Source organism: Paucibacter hankyongi, from assembly GCF_037482915.1.
GTDB classification, from domain to species: Bacteria; Pseudomonadota; Gammaproteobacteria; order Burkholderiales; family Burkholderiaceae_C; genus Paucibacter_A; species Paucibacter_A hankyongi.
On sequence record NZ_JBBHJX010000003.1, the window covers coordinates 42,667 to 66,442 of the forward strand.

Sequence of the window (23,776 nt, forward strand, 5' to 3'; positions counted from 1 at the left end):
AAGGCAGCGAAGGAAACCAAGCATCAGCGGTCGCTGTACTTGGCGCTTCGAATCTATTGTGCACGGCCGAGCCGGCCCGGCAAACGGGAATTAGTGGCTCAATTCAAGGCCCGGCGCAGGCGGTCGCTGGCCGCATCCACCAGCGCGACCAGGATCAGCATGGCTGCCAAAATGGTGGCGGTCTTGTTCATATGGAACAGGCCCATATGAAAGCTCAAAAGCTGCCCCAAACCGCCGGCGCCTACCAGGCCCAATACCGCCGCCGCGCGGATATTGTTCTCCCAGCGGTACAGGCTGTAGCTGATCAATTGCGGCAATAACTGCGGCAAGGTGGCGTACAAAAACACCCGCAGACGCCCTGCCCCCTGCACCCGCAAGGCAAAACCTGGCCCCTCAGGACAATTCTCGATCGCCGAGGCGAGCAAACGCCCCAGCACCCCGCTGGTGTGCACCGCCAAGGCCAAGGTGCCGGCAAACGGCCCCAGGCCGGCCGAGATCAAGAGCAAGCTGGCCCACACCAGCTCAGGGATAGAGCGCAAGGCGTTCAGCAGCCAGCGCGTTGGGCCGCGTCCCCAGGCCGCATCGCCCCGGTGCAGCCGCGCGGCCGGCAAGGCCAAAAGCAGGCCCAGCAGAGCAGCGATGGCCGTGCCCAGCGTCGACATGGCCAAAGTCTCCACACAGGCCCAGCCGACCTGCTGCAAAAAGACCGGGCTCATGTCGGGCGGCACAAACTCGGCCAGAAAGCGCCCCATGCTGCGCGCCGAATCGGCCGAGAACAGCTGGGCCCACTGCAGATCCAGGCTCCAAAAACTCAGGCCCACCAACAGAGCCAGCCCCAGCAGGACAACACCGGCCTGACGGCGCGCTCTGAGCAGCGGCGAGGCGGAAGGCATCGCGGCGCGGCTCATGACAAGATCCGCCGCAGGCCGCTGCTCAAACCATCCGCCAAGGCCACCAGCAGAATGAAGACCAGCAAGATGGTCGACACCTCGGCGCCATTGAACATCTTCATGGCCGAGTCCAGCTGCTGGCCCAAGCCACCCGCGCCCACAAAACCCAACACCACCGAGGAACGAATCGCGCACTCCCAGCGGTAGACGGTATAGCTGCTCAACTCAGCGGCATTCTGCGGCAGCAAGGCATAGGCAAAGGCCTGCATACGGCCGGCGCCATTGCGCAGCAGGCTGCGGGTCGGCTCGGCGTCGCCCCCTTCCAGCACCTCGCAGTACACCTTGCCCAGCATGCCGATATAGCTCAGCGCGATGGCCAGCACACCGGCCGTTGGCCCGAGCCCGACGACGCGCACAAACACCAATGCCCAAACCAACTCGGGCACGCTGCGCAAAACAATCAACAAGCCCCTGACCGCCCGGCGTAGCAGCGCCGGGCCCGCCGCCATCGGCCCGGCCAAGGCCGACACCGACAGCACCCGCGTCGCCATCAAGGCCAGCGGAATGGCAAAGAACAAGGCCAGGCTGACGCCGGCGGTGGCCATGGCGACCGTGCGCCAGGCCTCGCGGGCGACCAGCAGCAAGAACTCCGCATCCAAGCGCGGCGGGATGAAGGCGGCCAGAAATCGCCCGCTCACCGCCAGACTCTGCGCCTCAAACAGCTGCCAGGGCTTGAACTCGGTGACCCACAACAAGGGCCACAGCAGCAAAAGGCAGGCCGACAGCCAGAACAAGCGCCCCAGCCAGGCCGGATCACGCCGCGCCGCGGTCTGCGCGCTCGTTCGCCCGTTCAGCCCGTTCAAAGCGCCGGCCTTCATCGGCATTGCATCGGCAACTCGGCCACCGGCGCATCGACACAGGGCGGCGCGAGTGCCGGCTCTGGGCTGCTGCGCTCGCCTTCCTGCTGCGCATACAACTGTGCGAGCAGGTCCGGCGTCACGGCGGCGGCCGGCAGATCGAACAAGACCTGACCCTGGCGCAAACCAATGATGCGCGGGAAATGCGCCAAGGCCATCTCCACATGGTGCAGCGAGGCAACCAGAGTGACGCCGCGATCCCGCGCCTCCTGGCTGAGCACCTGGGCCGCCTGGGCGGCACGCTGAGGGTCCAAAGCCGACAGCGGCTCATCCAGCAACCACAGCCGGGCCGGCGCCAACAAGGCGCGGGCCAGCCCGACGCGTTGACGCTCGCCGCCAGACAAGCGGTCGACCCGCTCGAACAGCTTCTCGGCCAAATCAAAACGGGCCAGCGCCGCGTGGGCGGCCTCGATATCGCTGGGGTAAAACAAGGACCGCAGGCTGCGCCACAGGCTCCAGGCCGGCAGCCGGGCGGCCAACACGGCCGTCACCACGCGCTGGCGCGGGGGCAAGGGCGGCACCTGCGGCGCCAGGAACAGACGGCCGCGCAAGGCCTGCAACTCACGCCGCGGCAAACGCCAGGGCTGCTGTCCCTGCCAGACATAGTCACCCTGCAGCGGCCGTTGCGCGCAGGCCAACAGTTGCAACAAGGTGGTCTTGCCGGCGCCCGAGGGCCCGATCAAGGCCAGCTGTTCACCGGCTTCAATGCGCAGCGAGACATCCCGCAAGACCGGCCGCAAGCCGGCCGCATCAGCGCCCGGAAGCAGCGGCGCCGCGGCGCAAGAACTCAACTCAAGCATTGACGCTCAGTCGCCTCAGAGCAGACCGGCACTGCGGGCCGCGGCTTCGATGCCCTTGTAGTTGTCGGCCTGGCTGGGCAGGAAACGGGTGGCACGCTGCAGTTCAAGAATCTCCTTGCCGGCGGCGTCGTCACGGCTCAGGCTCAAAAATGCCTTGCTGAGCTTCTCGCGCTGTGCGGCCGGCATATCGGCGTGCACCGTCCAGTTGTAGTCAAAGTAAGGGGGGGTGGTGTAGAAGACCTTGACGCGCTCGCTATCGACCTTCTTTTCGGCCACAAACTTTTCCCACACCGAGATATTCAGGGCACCGGCCTGCACCTTGCCGGCGGACACGGCAGCGATGGTGGCGTCGTGGGCGCCGCTGTAGGCGACACGGCGGAAGTCCTTGTCGGGGTTGATGCCGGCCTGCAGCACGAAGCTGCGCGGCATCAAGTGGCCGGAGGTCGAGCTTTGCGAGCCGAAGGACACATCCTTGCCCTTCAAGTCGGCCAGCGTCTTGATGGCCGGGTCGGAGCTGATGAAGACCGAGCGGAACTTGGTGTCTTCCTCGCGCTGCACCAAGGGCAGCATCTTGCCGCCAGAGCGCACATTGGCTTGCACAAAGGTGAAACCACCAAACCAGGCCAGGTCGACCTTTTTGTTGACCAGGGCCTCAACGGCCGCGGCGTAGTCGGTCACCGGCGTGAATTCGACCTTGACGCCCAGTTGCGCCTCCAGATATTTCATCAAAGGCGCCGCCTTGCGGGCCAATTCGGTCGGCGACTCATCGGGAATGGCGGTGACCCGGAACACCTGTTGCGCCTGGCTCAGCCCAGCCAGCAGGGTCAAGGCAGCGCCCAGCAGGCTGCGACGGGCCAAGGACAAGACGGAAGGGCTCAAAGGGGAATTCAACATCAGACAGCTCCGAAAAATGCGCGCCGGCCGGGTCGCCCTGCGCAAGGCCTCGCATCCTAGCCGGTCTGCCGCTCATGCTCCTACTCAGGCGCCTACGCTTGCCACGGCAGGTGCAGCCGGGGCAAGGGCCGGCTATGCTGCCTGCCCTGCTGCCCAAGATCAAAGAACTGTTGGAGTCCCCCATGAGCGCGCCCACCCAAACCTCCCTCCCCGGCCCCCAAGGCACAGAACCGCGCCTGAGTTCACTCTCGCACGGCGGCGGCTGTGGCTGCAAGATCGCCCCCGGCGTCTTGTCCGAAATCCTCAAGGGCACGACGGCCCTGCCGGTGCCACCCGAATTGCTGGTCGGCATCGAGACCTCCGATGACGCTGCCGTTTACCAACTGAATGAAGAGCAGGCGTTGATCGCCACCACCGACTTCTTCATGCCCATCGTCGACGACCCCTTCGACTTTGGCCGCATTGCCGCCACCAATGCGATCAGCGATGTTTACGCCATGGGCGGGCGCCCCATCATGGCCTTGGCCCTGGTCGGCATGCCCATCAATGTGCTCAGCACGGCCACCATCGGCCGCATCCTGGAGGGCGGCGCCTCGGTCTGCCGCGCGGCTGGCATTCCCATCGCCGGCGGTCACACCATCGATTCGGTGGAGCCAATCTACGGCTTGGTGGCCCTGGGCCTGGTGCACCCGAAGCGGGTCAAACGCAACGCCGACGCTCGCCCCGGCGATGTGCTGGTGCTGGGTAAGCCGATCGGCGTCGGCATTTTGTCGGCCGCCCTCAAGAAAGACCGGCTGAGTGCCGATGCTTATCAACAGATGATCGCCACCACCACCCAACTGAACACCCCCGGCCCAGACTTGGCGGCGCTGGACGGTGTGCATGCGCTGACCGACGTGACCGGCTTTGGCCTGGCCGGCCATGCGCTGGAGTTGGCGCGCGGGGCTGGCTGCGATGTGCACATCGACTGGGCGCGCGTGCCGCTGCTGGCCGGCGTTCAAGAGCTGGCGGCACAGGGCGTGGTGACGGGCGCCTCGGGGCGCAACTGGGCCGCCTACGGGCAGGATGTGCATTTACCCGCAGGCTTTGCCCCGGAGGCACGCGCCTTGCTCAGCGACCCGCAGACCAGCGGCGGTTTGTTGGTCTCCTGCGCGCCGGACTCGGTGGACGAGGTCTTGGCCGTCTTCAAGCGCCACGGGTTTGAGGCGGCGGCGGTGTTGGGCCATATCGCCACCGCGCTAGACAAACCGGGGCAGTTACGCATAGGCTAAGCAGCATTGGCACTTTTCAATAAAGGGCCAGGGACTGCGGTCCCATCGGGTATTTCAAGGGAGCGAATAGATGAAGATATCGACGCGTTTGATGATCCTGGTGGCAATCCTGTCTGTGGCCTTGATAGGCGTAGGCAGCCTCGGCCTGTTCGGCATATCGTCCTCGAATGAGGCGCTGCGTTCGGTCTACGAAGACCGCACCGTGCCAGCGGTGCAGTTGGGCAAGATCGAATCGATGGTGGTGCGCAACCGCCTGGCCATTGCCACGGCCCTGGCGGACCAGACGCCGAAGGCGATCGAGACGGCCATCTCTACGGTGGAGAGCAATATCGCCGCCATCACCAAGCTGTGGGACGCCTATATGCTGACCTATCTGACGCCGGAGGAGAAACAACTTGCCACCGCCTTTGCGGCCGATCGAAAGAAATTTGTGCAACAGGGCCTGTTGCCGGCCGTGGCGGCGCTGAAAGCGAACGACATCCCGACCGTCGAGGCCTTGGTCAAAGACACCCTGCCCCAGCTCTATGCACCGGTGCAAAAAGGGGCCGAGGCCTTGTTGCAATTGCAGCTTGACGTGGCCAAGCAGGAATTCGAAGCCGCGGTGGCCCGCTACAACAATATCCGCCTGCTGTCTTTTCTGGCCATCATCATGGGCCTGGTGTCCGCAGGGGTGCTCGGCTTCATGACCACACGCACCATCGCCCAGCAATTGGGGGCCGAGCCGGCCGATGCCGCCGCCGTCAGCGCCCGTGTGGGGGCCGGCGACCTGAGCCAAGAGGTGGTCCTGCAGCCGGGTGACCGCATCAGCCTGATGGCCCGCTTGAACGAGATGCAGCACAGCCTGACCGATGTGGTGCAGCGCGTGCGCCAAGGCGCCGAGCAGGTGGCCACCTCCAGCGCCGAGATCGCGCAGGGCAATCTGGACCTGAGCGCCCGCACCGAGCAACAAGCCAGTGCGCTGGAGCAAACCGCGGCCTCGATGGAGCAATTGGGCGCCACGGTCCGGCAAAACGCCGACAGCGCCAAGCAAGCCAATCAACTCGCCGTCAGCGCCTCAACGATTGCGGTCGAAGGCGGCAAGATCGTCGGCGATGTGGTCGAGACCATGAAGGGCATCAACGACAGTTCGAAGAAGATCTCCGACATCATCAGCGTGATCGATGGCATCGCCTTCCAGACCAATATCCTGGCCTTGAATGCTGCCGTCGAAGCCGCCCGCGCCGGTGAGCAAGGGCGTGGATTTGCGGTGGTGGCCAGCGAGGTGCGCAGCCTGGCCGGTCGCTCGGCCGAGGCCGCCAAGGAGATCAAACATCTGATCAACGCCAGCGTCGAGCAGGTCGAGGCCGGCACCAGCCTGGTCGATCAGGCCGGCATCACCATGACCGAGGTGGTCAGCTCCATCAAGCGCGTCACCGACATCATGGGCGAGATCGACTCGGCCAGCCGGGAGCAGGCCTCCGGTGTCGCGCAAGTGGGCGAGGCGGTGACCCAGATGGACCACACGACGCAGCAAAACGCTGCCTTGGTCGAAGAGATGGCCGCCTCGGCCAGCAGCCTGAAAAGCCAGGCCGAGGAGTTGGTGCAGACCGTCGCCGTCTTCAAGTTGCGCTGAGCAGCCAGGCTGCGGCAGCCCGCACAATAGAAAAGGCCGCTCGAGAGCGGCCTTTCTTGTAGGGCAACTGCCCTGGAATCACTGAATCAGTCGATTCAGCCGATGGTTCAGTCGACCAAGCGGATTTCAACGCGGCGAGCTTCTTCGGAGGTGCCTTCGGCCAAAGTGGACTCGGGCTTGCGCAGCAGCAAACGGGCTGCGTCGATGCCGGCGGCCGTCAGCGCGGCGCGAGTGGCCTTGGCGCGTTCCTTGGCCAACTCGGCGTTCTTGGCGGCGTCGCCGCTGGCATCGTGGAAGCCGGCGATGACGATCTTGCGCGCGGGGGCGGCGATCAAGGCAGCCAGAGCCTTGGCCAACTCGGGCGCGGCTTCGGCGGGCACGGCCGATTCAGCAAAAGCAAACAGCACCACGCCGACGACGTCGCCGCTCAACGGTGCGTCATACAAGGCTTCTTCGACTGCGGCAGCAGCCACAGCCACCGGTGCTTGCGCATGATGGCGCTGCTTGATGATGACAAAGGCGGTCACGCTGACCAGCACAAAAGCGACAACAAGGCCCACCAGCCAGAGGGCGATGCGTTCGCTATTGTCTTGGTTGTCGTTGGACATGGGCTAACTCCAGAAGGTTACGGGCAGGATTGAATTCGATCGGGGCGGATTCTAAGGCAAGGCAGAACAAGCCCCGCCGCCTCGCTGAGGCTCACTCGGCCGACACCAGCCCCGCCAACCGGCTGTGTTGCCGCCGCTGCAAACCTTGCTGCAATGTGTCCAGCGCCCGCCGCATGGCGGCCGGATCCGGGTTGCTCGGTGGCTGACCGTCTTTCGACTGGATCAACAGACACAGTTCCGCCCCTTCGACCAGATCGGCCGTCATCACCGACAAGGTCTCGCGCAGCGCGGCCAGCGCGATCGAGGCGCGCGGCGAGGCATTCCACAGCAGCACCGGTTTGTCGACAAACACGCCATGGGCGACCATCCAATCGAGAGCGTTTTTCATCACACTGCTGACACCATGGGCGTACTCGGGGCTGGCAATCAAGACCGCATCGGCGGCCGCAATCGCCTCGCGCAGGCGGGCCACTGCGGCAGGCTCGTTCGCCTCCAGATCGGGGTTGAACAAGGGCAGATCGCCCAGCCCGTCAAAAGACTCTAGGTGCAAGCCCGGAGGCGCGCAGGCGGCCGCCATGTCCAGCATGGCGCGGTTCATCGAAGCTGCCCGCAGGCTGCCGGCCAAGGTCAGCACTTGCCAGTATTTGAGTGTCATGAGGGGTGGCTTTGGAGAGGAGTGGTGCTTGCTATTCAAACATCCCTAGCGGCCCAAACCGCTCGCGATCATGAGCGGTTTTTCGGCCTCGAAACCTGGTGTCAGTCGGAACCTCGCCCATCGCGCTCAGGCCAGCGCCGGATTGGCCCGCAAGCGTTCGATCGCCAGGTCCAGAAAGGCCCGCACCTTGCGCGAGCCATACCGCCCTTCGCGGTGCAGCAGATGCACCGGCAAGGCGGGCATCTCAAAGTCACTCAGCACGATCTTCAGTCGTCCCTCACGCACATGATCGGCCACCTGATAAGACATTTGCCGCGTCAGACCAAATCCGGCCAGCGCCGCATTGATGGCCGAGTCGTTGGAGGTGGTGCTCAGGCGCGGCTGCAACTTCATGATGCGCGGCAAGCCATGCTCCATCACGCGCCATTCCGCCCAAGACAAGACGCCGCCCGCCGAAACCAGGGTGTGTTGCGCCAGATCGCCGGGTCGCTGCGGTTCGCCCTGCCGGGCCAGATACTCGGGCGCCGCGCAAATGATGCGACGCACGCTGCCGACACGCACCGCCTGCAGCGATGAATCGGGTAGCTCGCCAATGCGCAACGCAACGTCAACCCCCTCCTCCATCATGTTCACCACCCGGTCGAGAAACATGCAGCTGGCCTGCACCTCGGGGTAGCGCTGCAGATACTCGGTCAGGATCGGCGTCATGTGCATGGCGCCGAAGAGCACCGGGGCGGTCACGGTCAAGCGCCCCTGGGGCGCGCTGTGCAGACCGCTGACCGACTCATCGGCCTCGGCCAGATCGGCCAGGATGCGCCGGCAGTCTTCCACATAACGAGTGCCAGCATCGGTGACACGCACGACCCGGGTGGTGCGCGTCAGCAAGCGCACACCGAGATGGGTCTCCAGCTCGTTGATGGCACGGGTCACGGCCGGCGGCGAGATATTGAGCTTGCGCGCCGCGCCGGCGAAGCCATTGGCATCGACGACGGCCACAAACACACTGATCAAATGCAATCGATCCAAAACACAGCCTCACAGGAACATCAGCCAAAGTCAGCGCCGCGCAGACACTCGCGTGCCGAGGTGCCAACGATATCAGTACAGGCGCAGCGGCAAGTCGCGACCTTGTTGGGCCAGGTTGCCGGCAAAGTCACGCGCCTGGATGCGCAGCAGGTAATCACCCGCAGGCAATAACTGGGTCTGCCAGCGCCCGAATGCCGCGCGGCCGTCGCGCACCTGGTTGCTGATCACATAACGAAAGCGAGTGACGGCACTGCCGTGCACGGTGACGCCACTGCGCGGCGCATAGGCGGTCTTGACCGCCTCGTCATCGATCGGCAGACGCATGAACTCGATCTCCACCCGTGCTTGCTCAAAGCCGGGCGCCGGGCTGCCATCCGCCAGCAGGATTTGATAGCCCAGGCTGTGCAGGCCGAGACGGCGACGGTCTTCGTTGTCGTCGACCCGGTCCCAGGCGTCAACCACCAGTTGCACGCCGGCGGCGTCGCGCGGCACCAGCAGACGTCCGGCCTGTTTGCGCTGCAAGCGGGTCCGGCCATCGTCGCTGAACAGCTCGATCGCCTCGATGCGCGGCGCATCATGGTCGGCAAAGCCGCTGAAGCCGAGCAAGAGTGGGTTGCGCTTATAGCCATTGACGCCTAACTCCACATGCACATGGGCCATCGCATTGATGCTCCCCAGCACCTCGCCTGCCGCGAAGCGCGTGCCGCGCCGCAGGCGCATGCGTTCACCGCGACCACGCTCTTCTTGTTGCAGCAAAAAGCGATTCGGATCGAAGGACTGGCCGCGCGCATTGCGGCCGACGCGCATATGGATATAGCTGAGCGTATCGAGGGACAAGCCCTCGCTGGTCTGGCCGGTGGCCCAGGTCGCCAGCGGGCTGCTGACCTTGGCGTCGGCCATCGCCACCACCTCGCTGCCATTCACACCTTTGACGTCGAGTCCTTCATGCAGATGGTCTCGGCTGTCGCCGCGGTGGCGGCCACGCACCTCGCCGGGCGTGCCCACCACCTCATGCCATTGCTGCTGCGGGCGCAAGGGCCAGCGCCCCGCAGTGGCCGGCAGCGGCAGATCGGCCGCCGGCCCCATCTCTGCGGGCTGAATCTGTTCGGCTTCGCCCGGTGCCAACAACTGCAGGCGTTGCACGCGGTAACTGGCGGCATCGGCCACATGCAAAACACCCTGATCGTTCAGCACCATGCCCGCCGGCCGCGCCAACTGCGCCACAGGCCCACGGCTCAGCACATGCACCTGGCCCGCCGGCGAGACCTGCAGAATGGCACCGCGCCGCATCACACCCAGATAGAGATAGCCATCATGGCTCAGCGCCAGGCTGATTGGGCGGCGCAAGGGATCCTTGTCGTCGTCGGGATTGCCGCGCACCAGCGTGCTGACCAGTCCCTCGGGCGAGATGCGTCGCACCGCGTCATTGCGACTGTCGGCCACCCACAGCACCCCTTGCGCATCGACGGCCAGCGCACAGGGGTTGTCGAAACGCGCCTTGGCACCGAGACCATCTTGATCACCAGGGAAGCGCCCGCCGGCCAAGGTTGACACCTGACCCTCAGTGCTGATGACGCGAACCCGGTCGTTGTAGGTGTCGGCCACGAACACCCGGCCTTGCCCGTCCACCGCCACACCGATCGGGCCATTGAACTGCGCCTGCGCCGCAGGCCCGTCGCGAAAGCCGGCCTGGCCATTGCCGGCCAGCGTCGTCACCTCGCCGCGCGGGCTGATTCTGCGGATCGCATGGTTGCCGGTGTCGGCCACATACAAGTTGCCGCTGGCATCCAGGGCCAGGCCAGACGGGGTGTTGAAAGCAGCCGCCGCCCCTAAGCCATCGCGAAAGCCTTCCTCGCCTCCGGCCAAGGTGCTGACCAGACCGGCCGGATTGATGCGGCGGATGCGGTTGTTGGCGCCGCCGTCGGCCACGTAGAGCAGGCCGCCGCGGGCCAGCGCCAGGCCATAAGGGTCGGCAAAGCGGGCCTGAGGGCCCGGCCCGTCCTGCAGGCCGGCATGGCCATCACCGGCGCGCAGGCTGAATTGCGCTGCGACACCCCACTGCGTCGGCATGGGCTTTGCAGCCACTTCGGGGACGGCTGGCTCGACAGCTCGGGGAGCCGCCACCACGGGAGACCCCGGCTTTGTCGCCACCGGCCTGGGCAAGCCAACAAGGACAAACGCCAGCAGCGCACACACAGCCGCCACGGCCAAACCAATCAAGAGTCTTTGCTTCATTCAGTACGGGGCCGGATCTCGAAAAAGGGCGAAGTTGGTCTTGGGCGGGCGAACTTCAACCGTGCATCCCAGCGTTTTTACGTTTTGTCGCAAGCCACAGGCCGGCAGCGACGGGAATCCCTATCGTGTGGTTCATGCAGTTCGTGCCGGCATTGTCACCGGACTGACCGGCGGCCCGCCGCACCCACAAAACACAAGGACACCCCAAATGCTGCAACTTCGCCATGTGGTCAAGACCTTCGGTCGCGACATCACCGCCGTCAACGATGTCTCGCTCGATTTGCAAAGCGGTGTGGTCGGCCTGATCGGCCACAACGGCGCCGGCAAGACCACCTTGATGCAGATGATCGCCACCCTGGCCCGGCCCAGCAGCGGCGAAATCCTGTTCCAGGGCCAAGACATCTGCAAAAAACCCGAGGCGATCCGCCGCCGGCTCGGCTTCTTGCCGCAGGACTTTGGCGTCTACCCGAATCTGACGGCACTCGAGTTCATGCAGTATTTCGCGGCTCTGAAAGGGGTGCGCAACGCGGCCGACCGTATTCGCCAACTGCTGGCCCTGGTGAATCTGCAAGAGCAGGCGCATAAGCAAGCGGCCAGCTTCTCCGGCGGCATGCGGCGCCGCCTGGGCATCGCCCAAGCGCTGCTGAACGACCCCGACATCCTGATCGTCGACGAACCGACCGCCGGCCTTGACCCCGAAGAACGGCTGCGCTTTCGCAATTTGCTGGCCGAACTGGGCTTCCAGAAGCTGGTCATCATGTCGACCCACATCGTCTCCGACGTGGAGAGCATTGCCGGTCAACTGGCCATCATGCGCCAGGGCCGCTTGGTCGCCTTTGAAAGCCCGGAAGCAATTTTGGAAGCGGCGCGCGGCCAGATTTGGCAGGCCGAGATCGACGCAGGGGAGCTCGACGCGCTGCGCGCCCAGGTCCATGTGCTGCACGCACAGCGCCAAGGCCACAGCGTCAATGTGCGCATCGCCCACCCGCATGCGCCGGTCCGCGATGCCCGTGCCGCCGAGCCAAGCTTGGAAGAGGCCTTGATGGCGCGCCGCTATGCCTGCATGGAGATGCCGGCATGAGCGCGCAAGACTTCGGCGCTTTCAAGGTCTTGTTGCTGAATGAATGGCGGCTGCGTTCGCGCCGACTCGGCACCGTGATCGCGCTCTTGCTGATGCTGGGCCTGTCTTGGTTGATGGTGGCCGCGCCGGTGGACAACACCGCCATGCTGGTGGCCAACAACACCCGCGTGCTGGGCACCAGTGCGGCCTTGTCGCTGGGCAGCGCCGCCTTGCTCGCGCCGCTGCTGGCCCTGCTGGGCTTCTTCTTGCTTCGCGGCCGCATGGCCGAAGACCTGCGCAGCGGCGTGGGCCAGGTGATCGCCGCCACGCAGGTCGGCAACGGCCTGTTTCTGGCCAGCCGATGGTTGGCCGGCGTCGCCTATCTGGGCGGCCTCACCCTGGCCTTCATGGTCTCCACCATGGCCTACCAAGTGAAGCTGGGCGAGGGGCCGCTGCAGCCGCTGCTCTACCTGCAAAACTATGCGCTGGTGCTGTTGCCACTGTTGGGCTTTATCGCCAGCTGCGCCCTCTTGTTCGATAGCGTGCCCATGCTGATGGGCAAGGCCGGTGATTTTTTGTACTTCGTTTTCTGGGTCGCCATGTTGGCCATGATAGGCATCGTCGACGAAGCCCAGCGCGCGGTGCACCCGGTGGTGCTGCTGGACTTCACCGGCCTCTTGAGTTCGGTCGGCCTGTTGACCTCGCTGCTGCATACCCAAGGGGTCAATGTGGGCCTGAGCAGCTTTGACCCCAAGCTGACGCCCTTGACGCTGCTGAGCACGCCCTGGCCGCTCGTGCTGATTGGCATGCGTGTGATCACCCTGGCCTTGACGCTGCTGCCCGTCTACTTGGCCGCACGCTTGTTCCATCGCTACTCCCCCGATCGGGTCAAGCTCAGCGCTGCCGCCAAACGCCGCTCGCCGCTGGCCCTCATCAATACTTGGCTGCGGCCGCTCTCGCGCCTGGTTCAACCGCTGTTCCGGCTGGCGGCCCGCTTGCCCGGTCTGCCGGGCCAGGTCTTGGCCGATGCCGCGCTGAGCCTGGCCGCATCGCCCGCTTCCATCCTCGCCTTGTTGCTGAGCCTGCTGGCCTCGAGCCTGGCGCCCGAGTCAGCCCTGCCAAGCCTGTTGATCGTGATCGGCGGCTTTTGGGGCGTGTTGATCAGCGAGATCAGCAGCCGCGACATCCAAGCCGGCTGCGAAGAACTGGGCGGATCAGTGCCAGGCGGTGCGCTGCGGCGCTTTGTCCGTCAATTGGCCGCCAGTTGCTTGTTGGGCTTGCTGTTCATGGGCCTGCTGGCCTTGCGCGCCAGCGCGCTGAACGGCGGCACGCTCAGCCTGGCGGTGCTCAGCGGGGTGTTCAGCCTGAGTGCCGTCGCGGCCTTGCTGGGCCACGGCTCACGCAGCGCGCGGACCTTTCTATCGCTCTTTCTGCTCGGCCTGTACATCGCCTTGAACGCACGTGACCTGGCCCTGCTCGACGTGCTCGGTTTCAATGGTGCAGCCACGCTGAGCTCGATCGGCACCCACCTCAGTCTGGGTCTGCTGGCCGCGGCCGCTGGCTTGGGCCTGTGCGCGTATCAGTCACGGCGGCGCTGAGACCGGCCTGCATCGGGCGGGCGTCGGGCGGGCGCCAGGCGCGTTCTGCTTGGCGTCTGGACAATTTGCGCGGCAAAGCGCCCTCAACTTCTTGTTTTCAAAACAGAGCGCCGAGGCGATAGTCAAACCATCTGCAGCTCTCGGTCTGAGACGGAGTCCTGCAGGTGTTCTTTTGACACAAGCACCGCTTCGACAAGGTTTCCCATGGATTGGTTTGCGCTGGACGAAGACGTGGCCCGCATGGAGGCCGCACTGGCCGGCCAGCAAGGCTTGGATCGCCTCCCCGGCCTGCTGGCTCTGGCCTGGAGTTTGCGCCAGCGTGATTGCCGCCGCGCACTGCTGCTGGCGGATGAGTCCGAAGCGCTGCTGACCCAACTCGACCCCGAGCAAGAGGCGGTGCAACTGGCGCGCGCGCGCCTGCAATTGGTCAGCGCAGAAATCAGCTGGCTTTACGGTCACATCGACGCCACCGAGCATCTGGCCGAAAGTGCCCTCAGCGCTTTTGAGCAATTCGGCGACCGCTGCGGCGCCGGAGATGCACGCCTCGCGCTGACCTCGGTCTGGTTGGAGCGCGGCAATATTCCGTTGCGCGATGAATGCATCGCGCTGGCCATCGAAGATTACCGGGTCGCCGGCGACCGGCAGCGCCTGCTGGCTGCCCAGGCCCGCTCGCTGGCCCTGAACGCCTTTCATGAACCGCGCACCACCGCCGCCGCGCTGAATCTGCTGTTCAACACCGAGCGAGCCTCGACCGAACCGCGCGACGATGCCGCCGCATTGGCCTGGCTGGCCAGCACCCGGGCCATCGTGGCCAGTCTGACCGGCTCTCCCGGCGGCGCCAGCCGTTTTTTCATTCAGTCCTACAACGCCGCCATGGCCTCAGGTCAGCTGCGCCATGCCATCTACGCGGCTTGCAACGCCGGCGATGCGCTGGCGACGCTGGGCGACCTGGACGCCGCAATGGACTGGGGCGAACGCGGCCTGACGCTGGCGCGCCGCGGCGGCTGGCCGCCGACCACAGGCCTGGCCCTGATGCAGGTCGGCAAGGTGCAGCGCGTGCTGGGTCGATTCAACGACGCACGCACCTCGCTGAACGAGGCTTTGGCCGAATTGGAACAATTGCCCGGTTCTCAAGGTCATGTGCTGACGCAGCTTTACCTGGGCGACTTGGCCATCGACATGGGCGTGCCGGCGACCGCCTTGGTGCATTTTTGCCGCGCCGAAGACCGCGCCGCACCGACCGGCAATGTCTCGCAGCTGATGGGGGCCTGGAATGGTCAGGCGCTGGCGCTGTGCCGGCTTGGCCAGCCCGAAGAGGCTCTGAAAAAGGCCACGGCCGCCCTCCAACTGGCGCGCAAGCAAGGCAGCCATGATGAACAGATCAAGACCTTGCGCATCAAGGCCGAGCTCTACCAAAGCTACGCCTTGCCCGCGCCGGACGATGTGAGCGTTGGCAGCCCGGTCCTGCACTACCTGCAGCAAGCCTTGCAGGTCGCCTCCGGCATCGAGGGCTACGTGATACCGAGCGCGTTATTGGATGAGTTGTCCAGCGCCTACGCCGCCAGTGGCGACGAACAGCAAGCCCAGCACTACGGGCAGGCAGCGGCTCAAGCCCGCGCCAGCAAAAAGCTCGACGATGCCCGCAACCGCGCCGAGACGATGAGCATCCGCCAAGATGGCGAACGTGCCCGCGCCGAGGCCGAAACCCAACGCCGCCAGGCCGAGGCCGAGGCCCATCGTGCACAGGCCTTGCAAGAGGCCAGCACCACGCTGGAGGTCTTGGGGCAAATCGGACTCGAGATCACCTCCAACCTGGACCAGCAAGCGGTCTTTGCCACCGTGTACCGGCACATCCGGCAATTGATGCAGGTCGACTCATTTTTCGTCTACCTCTTCGATGAGGCAAGCCGGGAGCTGAGCGCGGCCTTTGCCAGCAACGGTGAACAACCCATCAGCTCACCCCGAATCTCCTTAGAGCAGCCCAACTCCTACACCGCCATTTGCGCCCGATCGCGCCAGGAGCTGTTGATCGATTTGCCTGCAGGGCAGTGCCAGCCCGGCCCTTTGCAAGGGCCGCTGGAGACACGCAGCCTGCTGTTCATGCCACTGCTGATCGGGGATCGACTGCTCGGCATTTTGTCGGTGCAGTCGACACAAGCCCAGGCCTATGGTGAACGTGAGACCGCAATTTGCCGCACGCTGTGCTCCTACGGTGCCATTGCCCTGGACAACGCCAAGGCCTACGCACTGGCCGACCGGGCCCAGCAACAAGCCAACGCAGCGCTGATTGATCTCGAAGTTGCGCGCAACAAGTTGGCCCTGCGCGCCGACACGCTGGCCGAAGAAGTTAGCAAGGCCACGGCGGCCATCTTGCAGCGTGAGCGAGAAACCGTCTTGCGCTTGTCCAAGGCGGCCGAGTACCGCGACCCCGAGACCGGTGCGCACATCTTGCGCATGGCGCATTATTCGGAGCTGATCGCTCGCGGACTGGGCCTTCCCATCGCTGACCAACAACTGCTGCTGGAGGCCGCACCGATGCACGACATCGGCAAGGTCGGCATCACAGACTCGGTCCTGCTCAAGCCCGGTCGTCTGACGCCGGAAGAGTTCCAGATCATGAAGCGTCACGCGCAAATCGGCTACGAAATCCTCAAGGACAGCTCCTCACTGGTGCTGCAGACCGGCGCGGCAATTGCCCTGGGCCATCACGAGAAGTTCGATGGCAGCGGCTACCCACAAGGCCTGGCGGGCGAACAAATCCCAATCTTCAGCCGCATCGTGGCGGTGGCGGATGTGTTTGATGCCTTGACCTCGGAGCGGCCCTACAAAAAAGCCTGGTCACTGGAGCAAGCGAGCGAGCATCTAAGAGCCCAGTCCGGCCTGCACTTTGACCCGGCCTGCGTGGATGTCTTCTTCGCGCACTGGGATCAGGTGTTGGCGATTCGAAGCCGATTCAAGGACGAGGAATAAGTCCTCTCAGCGACGCTTCTTTTTCGGGTCGCCCTGACCAAGGGCGTCCATGGCACGCTCACGCCGAGCGGCCTTGCGATCATCCAGGCGCTGCATGGCCTTGCGCTGGGTGTAGCCACTCGAATCGGCCCAGGCCCACCAAGCCACGGCCAGACCCAAAGGGCTTAGCACGGCCAACCAGCCCCAGTCCGCCACCGGCGCCACACCAAGGAGCTTCAGCCCAAGCAACAAAACGCCGATAAGAACCAACCACATGAACTCGCTCCTTGTGTTGGGCGCAAGCCCAGACCTCTAGAATCAATACGTCGCTACGCTTCGCAAACTGTAGTTCACATCCGAGCCTTGTCGACATCCCTGTTGTAAGCCCTTGAAAGGAAGCCATGAAGTTCTCCCTCGCTTTTGCTGTTTCTGCCGCCCTGGCCTCCGCCGCGCTGGCCCCGTCCGCTTTTGCCAATGCTGAATTGGCGCAAAAGAAAAACTGCATGGCCTGCCACGCCTTGGACAAGAAATTGGTGGGCCCAGCCTATAAAGACGTGGCCGCCAAGTACGCCAAGGACAAGGACGCCGCCAAGAAGTTGGCCGACAAGATCGTCAAGGGTGGAGCTGGCGTCTGGGGCCCGGTGCCCATGCCAGCCAACGCCCAAGTCAGTGCCGCCGAAGCGGAAACGCTGGCCAAGTGGGTGTTGACGATCAAGTGACCCGGCAAGGCGAGCCGCGGCGCTCGCTGCAAGAATGAAAACAGGCCCTTGAGGAATCAAGGGCCTGTTTGTTTTTCAGCTACCGGAGGCTGATCGATAGCCACCGGGTTCTGTGATCACCCACATCGCTGCGCGATATGAGTGATCCCCAACCCGACAAACGACTGCGGCGCTGATCGCCGCTTCGCGTCGCTCACTCGATCAATTGGCTTCCGACAATTGATCGAGGATTGCTGGGTTCTCCAGCGTGCTGGTGTCTTGGGTGACGGCTTCGCCCTTGGCGACCGAGCGAAGCAGGCGGCGCATGATCTTGCCGGAGCGGGTCTTGGGCAGGTTGTCGCCAAAGCGGATGTCCTTGGGCTTGGCGATCGGGCCGATTTCCTTGGCCACCCAGTCACGCAACTGCTTGGCAATGGCTTTGGCTTCATCACCCGTTGGGCGTGGGCGCTTCAGCACCACAAAGGCGCAGATCGCTTCGCCGGTGGTGTCGTCGGGGCGGCCCACCACCGCAGCTTCGGCCACCAGCTCGGTGCAGCTGACCAAGGCGGATTCGATCTCCATCGTGCCCATGCGGTGGCCCGACACATTCAACACATCGTCGATGCGGCCGGTGATCGTGAAGTAGCCCGTTTCCGCATCGCGGATGGCGCCGTCGCCGGCGAGGTAGTAACCCTTCAACTCCTCGGGGTAGTAGCTCTTCTTGAAGCGCTCGGGGTCGCCGTAAATGGTGCGAATCATCGAAGGCCAAGGCTTCTTGACCACCAAGATGCCGCCTTGACCGTTGGGCACATCATTGCCCATTTCGTCGACGATGGCAGTCGTGATGCCCGGGAAGGGCAAGGTGCACGAACCTGGCACCAGCGGCGTGGCACCGGGAAGCGGGGTGATCATGTGGCCACCGGTTTCGGTCTGCCAGAAGGTGTCCACAATAGGGCAACGGCCGCCGCCCACATGCTTGTGGTACCACTCCCAAGCAGCCGGGTTGATGGGCTCGCCCACCGAGCCCAGCAGGCGCAGGCTGCTCAGGTCCGAACGGTCCGGATGGACGGCTTCATTGCCTTCGGCCGCCTTGATCAGCGAACGAATGGCCGTTGGCGCGGTGTAGAAAATCGTGACCTTGTGCTTTTCGATGGTCTTCCAGAAGCGGCCCGCATCCGGATAGGTGGGCACACCTTCAAAGACGATCTCGGTGCCGCCCAGCGCCAAGGGGCCGTAGGTGATGTAGCTGTGGCCGGTCACCCAGCCGATGTCGGCGGTGCACCAGAAGACGTCGTTGTCCTTCAGGTCGAAGGTCCACTTGGTGGTCAGCGCTGCATGCAGCAGATAGCCGCCGGTGGAGTGCTGCACGCCTTTGGGCTTGCCGGTCGAACCCGAGGTGTAGAGCAAAAAGAGCGGATGCTCGGCCTCGACCCACTCGGGCTCGCAGGTCGTGCCGACCTTGGCCAGCTCTTCATGCAGCCAGTGGTCACGGCCCTCGACCCAGCCAATCTTGCCACCGGTGCGCTGGTACACGATCACGTCCTTCAGCGTCGTGCAGGCGCCGCCTTCCAGCGCTTCGTCGACGATGGCCTTCAAGGGCAAAGCCTTGCCGCCGCGCAACTGTTCGTCAGCCGTGATGATGGCCACGGCGCCGGCGTCTTGCACCCGGTCGCGCAGCGATTGGGCCGAGAATCCGCCGAACACCACCGAGTGAATCGCACCGATGCGGGCGCAGGCCTGCATGGCCGCCACGCCTTCGATGGACATGGACATATAGATGACGACACGGTCGCCCTTCTTGACGCCCCGAGCCTTCAGCACATTGGCCATCTGCGACACGCGCGACAGCAATTCGCTGTAAGTGACCTTGGTCACGGCGCCGTCGTCGGCTTCAAAAATCAGCGCGACCTTGTCGCCCAGGCCGCGCTCGACATTGCGGTCTAGACAGTTGTAGGACACATTCAAGCGGCCATCTTCAAACCACTTGAAGAACGGCGCCTCGCTGTCGTTCAAGACCTTGGTGAAGGGGGTTTGCCAGGTCACAAATTCGCGTGCCAGACGGGCCCAGTAGGCCTGGTAATCCGCCTCTGACTCGGCCACCAGGGCGTTATAGCCCGCCATGCCCTTGACGTTGGCCTGTGCCTGCCACTCGGGGCTGGGCAGATAGAGTTCGTTCTGGCTCATGATGTGTTTCCTCTGACGGGAGCAATATAGAAACGCGGGACTGCCAAACGCAGCACTTGGCCGCTAATGTGCGTCCCGTCTCTGACGAAGCGCTTACTCTAGCGCCGTAACTTGACGTACCCCGGGAAGGTCCTAGGTGCTTGGCCCCCTAGAATCCGGCATCCGCCCAGACTGGGTCAGCCACTGCGCCGCCATCTAGAGAGAAACCCTATGAACCTCCCCACGCCCAGCCCACGCAAGATGCGACCCCTGCCGAACCTGATCTTTGCAAGCCGCTGGCTGCAGCTGCCGCTCTACCTGGGCCTGATCCTGGCGCAGGCGGTCTATGTGTTCCAGTTCTGGACCGAGTTGGTCCACCTGATCGAAGCGGCCTTTGGCAATAGCGAGGCGCTGAACCTGCTGGTCAAGAGCATTGGCTACAAGGCCACGGCCATCAAGGACGCGCAGGGACTGGTGATCGGCTTCGAGCCGATTGCCAAGCTGAACGAAACGATTCTGATGCTGGTGGTCTTGGGTCTGATCGACGTGGTGATGATCTCTAACCTCTTGATCATGGTGATCGTCGGTGGCTACGAGACCTTTGTCTCGCGTATGGACCTGGACGGTCACCCCGACCAACCCGAGTGGCTCAGCCATGTGAACGCCTCGGTGCTGAAGGTCAAGCTGGCCACCGCCATCATCGGCATCTCATCGATCCATCTGCTCAAGACCTTCATCAATGCGGATAACTACACCGAGAAGACCTTGATGTGGCAGACCCTGATCCATGTGGCCTTCTTGTTCTCGGCGCTGGCGATTGCCTACACCGACAAGCTGCTGTCCAGCACCCATCACGACGACAAGCACTGAACGCAGTCTGTTAGCGGCTCAGTTAGATCGAGCGCGCGCCAGGATCAAGGCGCCCAGCACGCCCGACAAGACCGAGCCGCACAGCACGCCCAGCTTGACCCGGGTTTCAAAGCTCGGGTCCAGGCCCTCAAAGGCCAGGCCGCCGATGAACAGACTCATCGTAAAGCCAATGCCGCACAAGACGGCCACGCCGAAGAATTGAGTCCAGCTGGCCCCCTTGGGCCGCTCGGCCAGATCGGCCTTGATCAGCAGCCAGGAGCTGCCAAACACGCCGATGGCCTTGCCCAGCAGCAGGCCCAGGCCAATGCCCAGCGGCAGAGGCTCCAGCAAGGCAGCCGGGGTCAGACCTTGCAGCGACACCCCCGCATTGGCAAAAGCAAACATCGGCAGCACCAGAAAAGCCACCCAGGGGTGCAGGCCATGCTCGAGTTGCTCCAGCGGTGAATGATGTTCGCCCGCGGCCTTGTCGATGGGGATGAAAAAGGCCGTGGCCACACCGGCCAGCGTGGCATGCACACCGGACTTCAGCACGCACAACCACATCAGCAAACCGACCATGATGTAAACATCGGCGCGGCGCACACCGGCTCGGTTCAGCGTAGCCAGCACCAGCAGGCACAAGCCCGCGCCCAGCAACATAGGCAGCGAGAGCTGATGGGTATAGAACAGCGCGATCACGACGATGGCGCCTAAGTCATCAATGATGGCCACCGCCGTCAAGAACACCTTCAGCGAGGCCGGCACCCGCGAGCCCAGAAGCATCACGATGCCGATGGCAAAGGCAATATCGGTGGCCGCCGGGATCGCCCAGCCACGCAATGCCTGTGCATCGCCCCAGTTGATGGCGGAATAAATCAAGGCCGGCACCACCATGCCGCCCAAGGCCGCCACGGCCGGCAAAACAGCCTGACGCCGGCTTGCCAACTCGCCAGTCATGATCTCGCGCTTGATCTCCAAGCCGACGAGGAAGAAGAACACTGCCATCCAGAGGTCATTGACCCAGACCACAAGCGGCTTGGCCAGCACCAGCGCGTCGCCGCCAATGCGGACCTCGCCCTGAATGCGGGTAAAGGCTTCGTACAGCGGGCTCCAGGCCGAATTGCTGAAGACCAGGGCCAAGACAGCCGCCAAGGCCAGCACAATGCCGCCAGCCGATTCGCTGGCAAAAAACTTCTTCAATCCGGGTGTCATCGGCTTTCCTCCTCGGCCTTTTGTAAACTGGCGGCAGTTTCTCAGAGTTTTCCCCTGCTTCCTCCTCTGGCTTCCTTTCCCCCTCTCTCCTCGAATGGGCCCCACACCATGAGTTCAGCCACCACCGACATCCGCTACGCCGACCTGGTCGAAAGCGTTGCCGCCGCACTGCAATACATCAGCTACTACCACCCGGCCGACTACATCGCCCACCTGGCTCGTGCCTATGAGCGCGAGCAAAGCGCCGCCGCCAAGGATGCGATTGCGCAGATCTTGACCAACTCCAAGATGTGCGCCGAAGGCCGCCGCCCGATCTGCCAAGACACCGGCATCGTCAATGTCTTCCTCAAGGTGGGCATGAATGTGCGCTTCGCGGACTTCCCCGGCTCGCTGGAAGACGCGGTCAACGAAGGCGTGCGCCGCGCTTACAACAACGCCGACAACAAGCTGCGCGCCTCGGTGCTGAACGATCCGATCTTTGAGCGCAAGAACACCAAGGACAACACGCCGGCCGTCATCAGCGTATCCATCGTGCCGGGCAACACCGTGGACGTGATGGTGGCCGCCAAGGGCGGTGGCTCCGAGAACAAGAGCAAGTTCGTGATGATGAATCCGAGCGACAACCTGGTTGACTGGGTGCTCAAGACGGTGCCGCTGATGGGCGCCGGCTGGTGCCCGCCGGGCATGCTGGGCATCGGCGTCGGCGGCACGGCCGAAAAGGCCATGCTGATGGCCAAAGAGTCGCTGATGGAAGACATCGATATGTACGAGCTGCTGGAACGCGGCCCGCAGAACAAGCTCGAAGAGCTGCGTATCGAGCTGTACGAGAAGGTCAATGCCCTGGGCATTGGCGCCCAAGGCCTGGGCGGCTTGACCACGGTGCTGGACATCAAGATCAAGACCTACCCCACCCACGCGGCCAGCAAGCCCGTGGCCATGATCCCCAACTGCGCCGCCACCCGCCACGGCCACTTTGTGCTGGACGGCTCCGGCCCCGCCTTCATGACCCCGCCCAGCCTGGATCTCTGGCCCGATGTGAAGTGGGCGCCCGACTACAACAAGAGCAAGCGCGTGGACCTGAACGCCTTGACCAAGGAAGAAGTGGCCAGCTGGAAGCCGGGCGACACCTTGCTCTTGAACGGCAAGATGCTGACCGGCCGCGACGCTGCGCACAAGCGCATTGCCGACATGTTGGCCAAGGGCGAGAAGCTGCCGGTGGACTTCACCAACCGCGTCATTTACTACGTGGGCCCGGTTGATCCGGTGCGCGATGAAGTGGTTGGTCCCGCCGGCCCCACCACCGCCACCCGCATGGACGGCTTCACCCGCATGATGCTGGAGAAGACCGGCCTGATCGCCATGGTCGGCAAGGCCGAGCGCGGCCCAGTCGCCATCGAAGCCATCAAGGACAACAAGAGCGCTTACCTGATGGCCGTGGGCGGCGCCGCCTATCTGGTGTCCAAAGCCATCAAGGCCGCGCCGGTGGTGGGCTTTGCCGATCTGGGCATGGAAGCGATCTACGAGTTCGACGTGGTCGACATGCCGGTGACCGTGGCGGTGGACGCGGGCGGCACCAGCGCCCATATCACCGGCCCGGCCGACTGGCAGCAGCGCATTGCCAGCGGCGCTGGCAAATCGATCCCGGTCAAGGCGGTCTGAGATGAGCGAGTCGAACAAGACCGCATTGCTGATCATCGATGTGCAGCGCGGTCTGTTCGACGCCGAGCCACGCCCTTTTGAAGCTGACGTCGTGGTTCAGCGCATCAATGCGCTGGCTGATCGGGCGCGGGCGGCCGGTGCGCCGGTCGTCTTCATCCAGCATGAGCGTGAGGCCAGTGCCTTGCAGCACGGCAGCGAGGGCTGGCAGTTGGAGCGCGGCTTGAAGGTCCTCCCGCAAGACAGCGTGTCGCGGAAAACCACGCCCGACTCTTTCTTGCGCACCGACCTGCAAGAGCTGCTGCAAGGCCAGCAGGTCCGGCATGTGGTGATTTGCGGTTATGCCAGCGAATTCTGCGTGGACACCACCACGCGCCGCGCCGCGGCGTTGGGCTTCGCGGTGACATTGGCCGCTGACGCCCACACCACCCATGACAAGGACCATGCGACCGCAGCGCAGATCCGGGCGCACCACAACGCCACCCTGCCCGGCATCACCAGCTTTGGGCCACGCATCGAGGCGCTGCCCAGCGAAACCATCCGTTTCGAGGCTGCCTAAGACAGGGTGCCAAAAGGCACCCCCCTTTTCAAGCGGCTAGCGCCGGCCGCCAGGCTCCAACACAATCGCACTCAGGGAGGCCCATAAAAACGTTGGGCGCTATCAACCGGACTTCGACACGAAG

General features: G+C 64.1%; 20 protein-coding genes. 9 read left to right on the plus strand and 11 right to left on the minus strand.

Annotation, left to right across the window (positions count from 1 at the left end; translation table 11 throughout):
- Positions 1-98: 98 nt before the first annotated feature.
- The 4 genes from phnE to WG899_RS06180 are packed head-to-tail and all read right to left on the minus strand — an operon-like array spanning position 99 to position 3,501.
- Entirely contained in the window at positions 99-908 is an 810-nt protein-coding gene (phnE, locus tag WG899_RS06165) for a phosphonate ABC transporter, permease protein PhnE (protein ID WP_339594753.1), read from the minus strand.
- On the minus strand, positions 905-1,768 hold the full coding sequence (locus WG899_RS06170; protein WP_339595142.1) for a PhnE/PtxC family ABC transporter permease: 864 nt from the start codon (positions 1,766-1,768) through the stop codon (positions 905-907). The genes phnE and WG899_RS06170 overlap by 4 nt, the downstream gene beginning before the upstream one ends.
- The gene (locus WG899_RS06175) at positions 1,765-2,607 is read right to left on the minus strand and encodes a phosphonate ABC transporter ATP-binding protein (protein WP_339594754.1); all 843 of its coding nucleotides are present in this window, start codon (positions 2,605-2,607) and stop codon (positions 1,765-1,767) included. Before WG899_RS06175 ends, WG899_RS06170 begins: the two co-directional genes overlap by 4 nt.
- A gap of 15 nt (positions 2,608-2,622) precedes the next feature.
- Positions 2,623-3,501, minus strand: a complete 879-nt coding sequence (locus WG899_RS06180; protein WP_339594755.1) for a putative selenate ABC transporter substrate-binding protein — start codon at positions 3,499-3,501, stop codon at positions 2,623-2,625.
- Positions 3,502-3,683: 182 nt separating this feature from the next.
- Here WG899_RS06180 and selD point away from each other — a divergent pair, with 182 nt between their 5' ends.
- Positions 3,684-4,772: a selenide, water dikinase SelD gene (selD, locus tag WG899_RS06185; RefSeq protein ID WP_339594756.1), complete on the plus strand. Its 1,089-nt coding sequence runs from the start codon at positions 3,684-3,686 to the stop codon at positions 4,770-4,772.
- 70 nt (positions 4,773-4,842) lie between these two features.
- Positions 4,843-6,384: a methyl-accepting chemotaxis protein gene (locus WG899_RS06190; protein WP_339594757.1), complete on the plus strand. Its 1,542-nt coding sequence runs from the start codon at positions 4,843-4,845 to the stop codon at positions 6,382-6,384.
- 107 nt (positions 6,385-6,491) lie between these two features.
- Here the strand turns inward: WG899_RS06190 and WG899_RS06195 are convergent, their stop codons facing one another.
- The 4 genes from WG899_RS06195 to WG899_RS06210 form a co-directional block, all read right to left on the minus strand.
- The gene (locus WG899_RS06195; protein WP_339594758.1) at positions 6,492-6,992 is read right to left on the minus strand and encodes an OmpA family protein; all 501 of its coding nucleotides are present in this window, start codon (positions 6,990-6,992) and stop codon (positions 6,492-6,494) included.
- Between the two features lie 91 nt (positions 6,993-7,083).
- On the minus strand, positions 7,084-7,647 hold the full coding sequence (locus WG899_RS06200; RefSeq protein ID WP_339594759.1) for an NADPH-dependent FMN reductase: 564 nt from the start codon (positions 7,645-7,647) through the stop codon (positions 7,084-7,086).
- Positions 7,648-7,773: 126 nt separating this feature from the next.
- On the minus strand, positions 7,774-8,673 hold the full coding sequence (locus WG899_RS06205) for a LysR family transcriptional regulator (protein WP_339594760.1): 900 nt from the start codon (positions 8,671-8,673) through the stop codon (positions 7,774-7,776).
- 72 nt (positions 8,674-8,745) lie between these two features.
- A complete protein-coding gene (locus tag WG899_RS06210) occupies positions 8,746-10,743 on the minus strand; it encodes an NHL repeat-containing protein (protein WP_339594761.1) in 1,998 nt (665 codons plus the stop codon).
- 373 nt (positions 10,744-11,116) lie between these two features.
- On the opposite strand from WG899_RS06210, the gene WG899_RS06215 reads away from it, so the two are divergent.
- The 3 genes from WG899_RS06215 to WG899_RS06225 all read left to right on the plus strand — a co-directional run bounded on the left by WG899_RS06215 (position 11,117) and on the right by WG899_RS06225 (position 16,536).
- On the plus strand, positions 11,117-11,989 hold the full coding sequence (locus WG899_RS06215) for an ABC transporter ATP-binding protein (RefSeq protein ID WP_339594762.1): 873 nt from the start codon (positions 11,117-11,119) through the stop codon (positions 11,987-11,989).
- Entirely contained in the window at positions 11,986-13,566 is a 1,581-nt protein-coding gene (locus WG899_RS06220) for a hypothetical protein (protein WP_339594763.1), read from the plus strand. The genes WG899_RS06215 and WG899_RS06220 overlap by 4 nt, the downstream gene beginning before the upstream one ends.
- Positions 13,567-13,770: 204 nt before the next feature.
- Positions 13,771-16,536, plus strand: coding sequence for an HD domain-containing phosphohydrolase (locus WG899_RS06225; protein ID WP_339594764.1), 2,766 nt, complete (start codon positions 13,771-13,773; stop codon positions 16,534-16,536).
- Between the two features lie 6 nt (positions 16,537-16,542).
- Here WG899_RS06225 and WG899_RS06230 read toward each other — a convergent pair whose 3' ends face one another.
- On the minus strand, positions 16,543-16,791 hold the full coding sequence (locus WG899_RS06230) for a TIGR04438 family Trp-rich protein (protein WP_339594765.1): 249 nt from the start codon (positions 16,789-16,791) through the stop codon (positions 16,543-16,545).
- Between the two features lie 125 nt (positions 16,792-16,916).
- On the opposite strand from WG899_RS06230, the gene WG899_RS06235 reads away from it, so the two are divergent.
- Positions 16,917-17,234: a c-type cytochrome gene (locus WG899_RS06235; protein ID WP_339594766.1), complete on the plus strand. Its 318-nt coding sequence runs from the start codon at positions 16,917-16,919 to the stop codon at positions 17,232-17,234.
- A 201-nt stretch (positions 17,235-17,435) separates the two neighbouring features.
- On the opposite strand, the gene acs is transcribed toward WG899_RS06235, so the two are convergent.
- Positions 17,436-19,397, minus strand: a complete 1,962-nt coding sequence (gene acs, locus WG899_RS06240; RefSeq protein WP_339594767.1) for an acetate--CoA ligase — start codon at positions 19,395-19,397, stop codon at positions 17,436-17,438.
- A gap of 210 nt (positions 19,398-19,607) precedes the next feature.
- On the opposite strand from acs, the gene WG899_RS06245 reads away from it, so the two are divergent.
- Positions 19,608-20,246, plus strand: a complete 639-nt coding sequence (locus tag WG899_RS06245; RefSeq protein WP_339594768.1) for a TIGR00645 family protein — start codon at positions 19,608-19,610, stop codon at positions 20,244-20,246.
- Positions 20,247-20,264: 18 nt separating this feature from the next.
- Here the strand turns inward: WG899_RS06245 and nhaA are convergent, their stop codons facing one another.
- Complete coding sequence (gene nhaA / locus WG899_RS06250; RefSeq protein ID WP_339594769.1) at positions 20,265-21,437, minus strand: Na+/H+ antiporter NhaA; 1,173 nt, start codon at positions 21,435-21,437, stop codon at positions 20,265-20,267.
- Between the two features lie 108 nt (positions 21,438-21,545).
- Here nhaA and WG899_RS06255 point away from each other — a divergent pair, with 108 nt between their 5' ends.
- Complete coding sequence (locus WG899_RS06255; protein WP_339594770.1) at positions 21,546-23,096, plus strand: fumarate hydratase; 1,551 nt, start codon at positions 21,546-21,548, stop codon at positions 23,094-23,096.
- 1 nt (position 23,097) lies between these two features.
- Positions 23,098-23,652: a cysteine hydrolase family protein gene (locus tag WG899_RS06260; protein WP_339594771.1), complete on the plus strand. Its 555-nt coding sequence runs from the start codon at positions 23,098-23,100 to the stop codon at positions 23,650-23,652.
- Positions 23,653-23,776 lie beyond the last annotated feature (124 nt).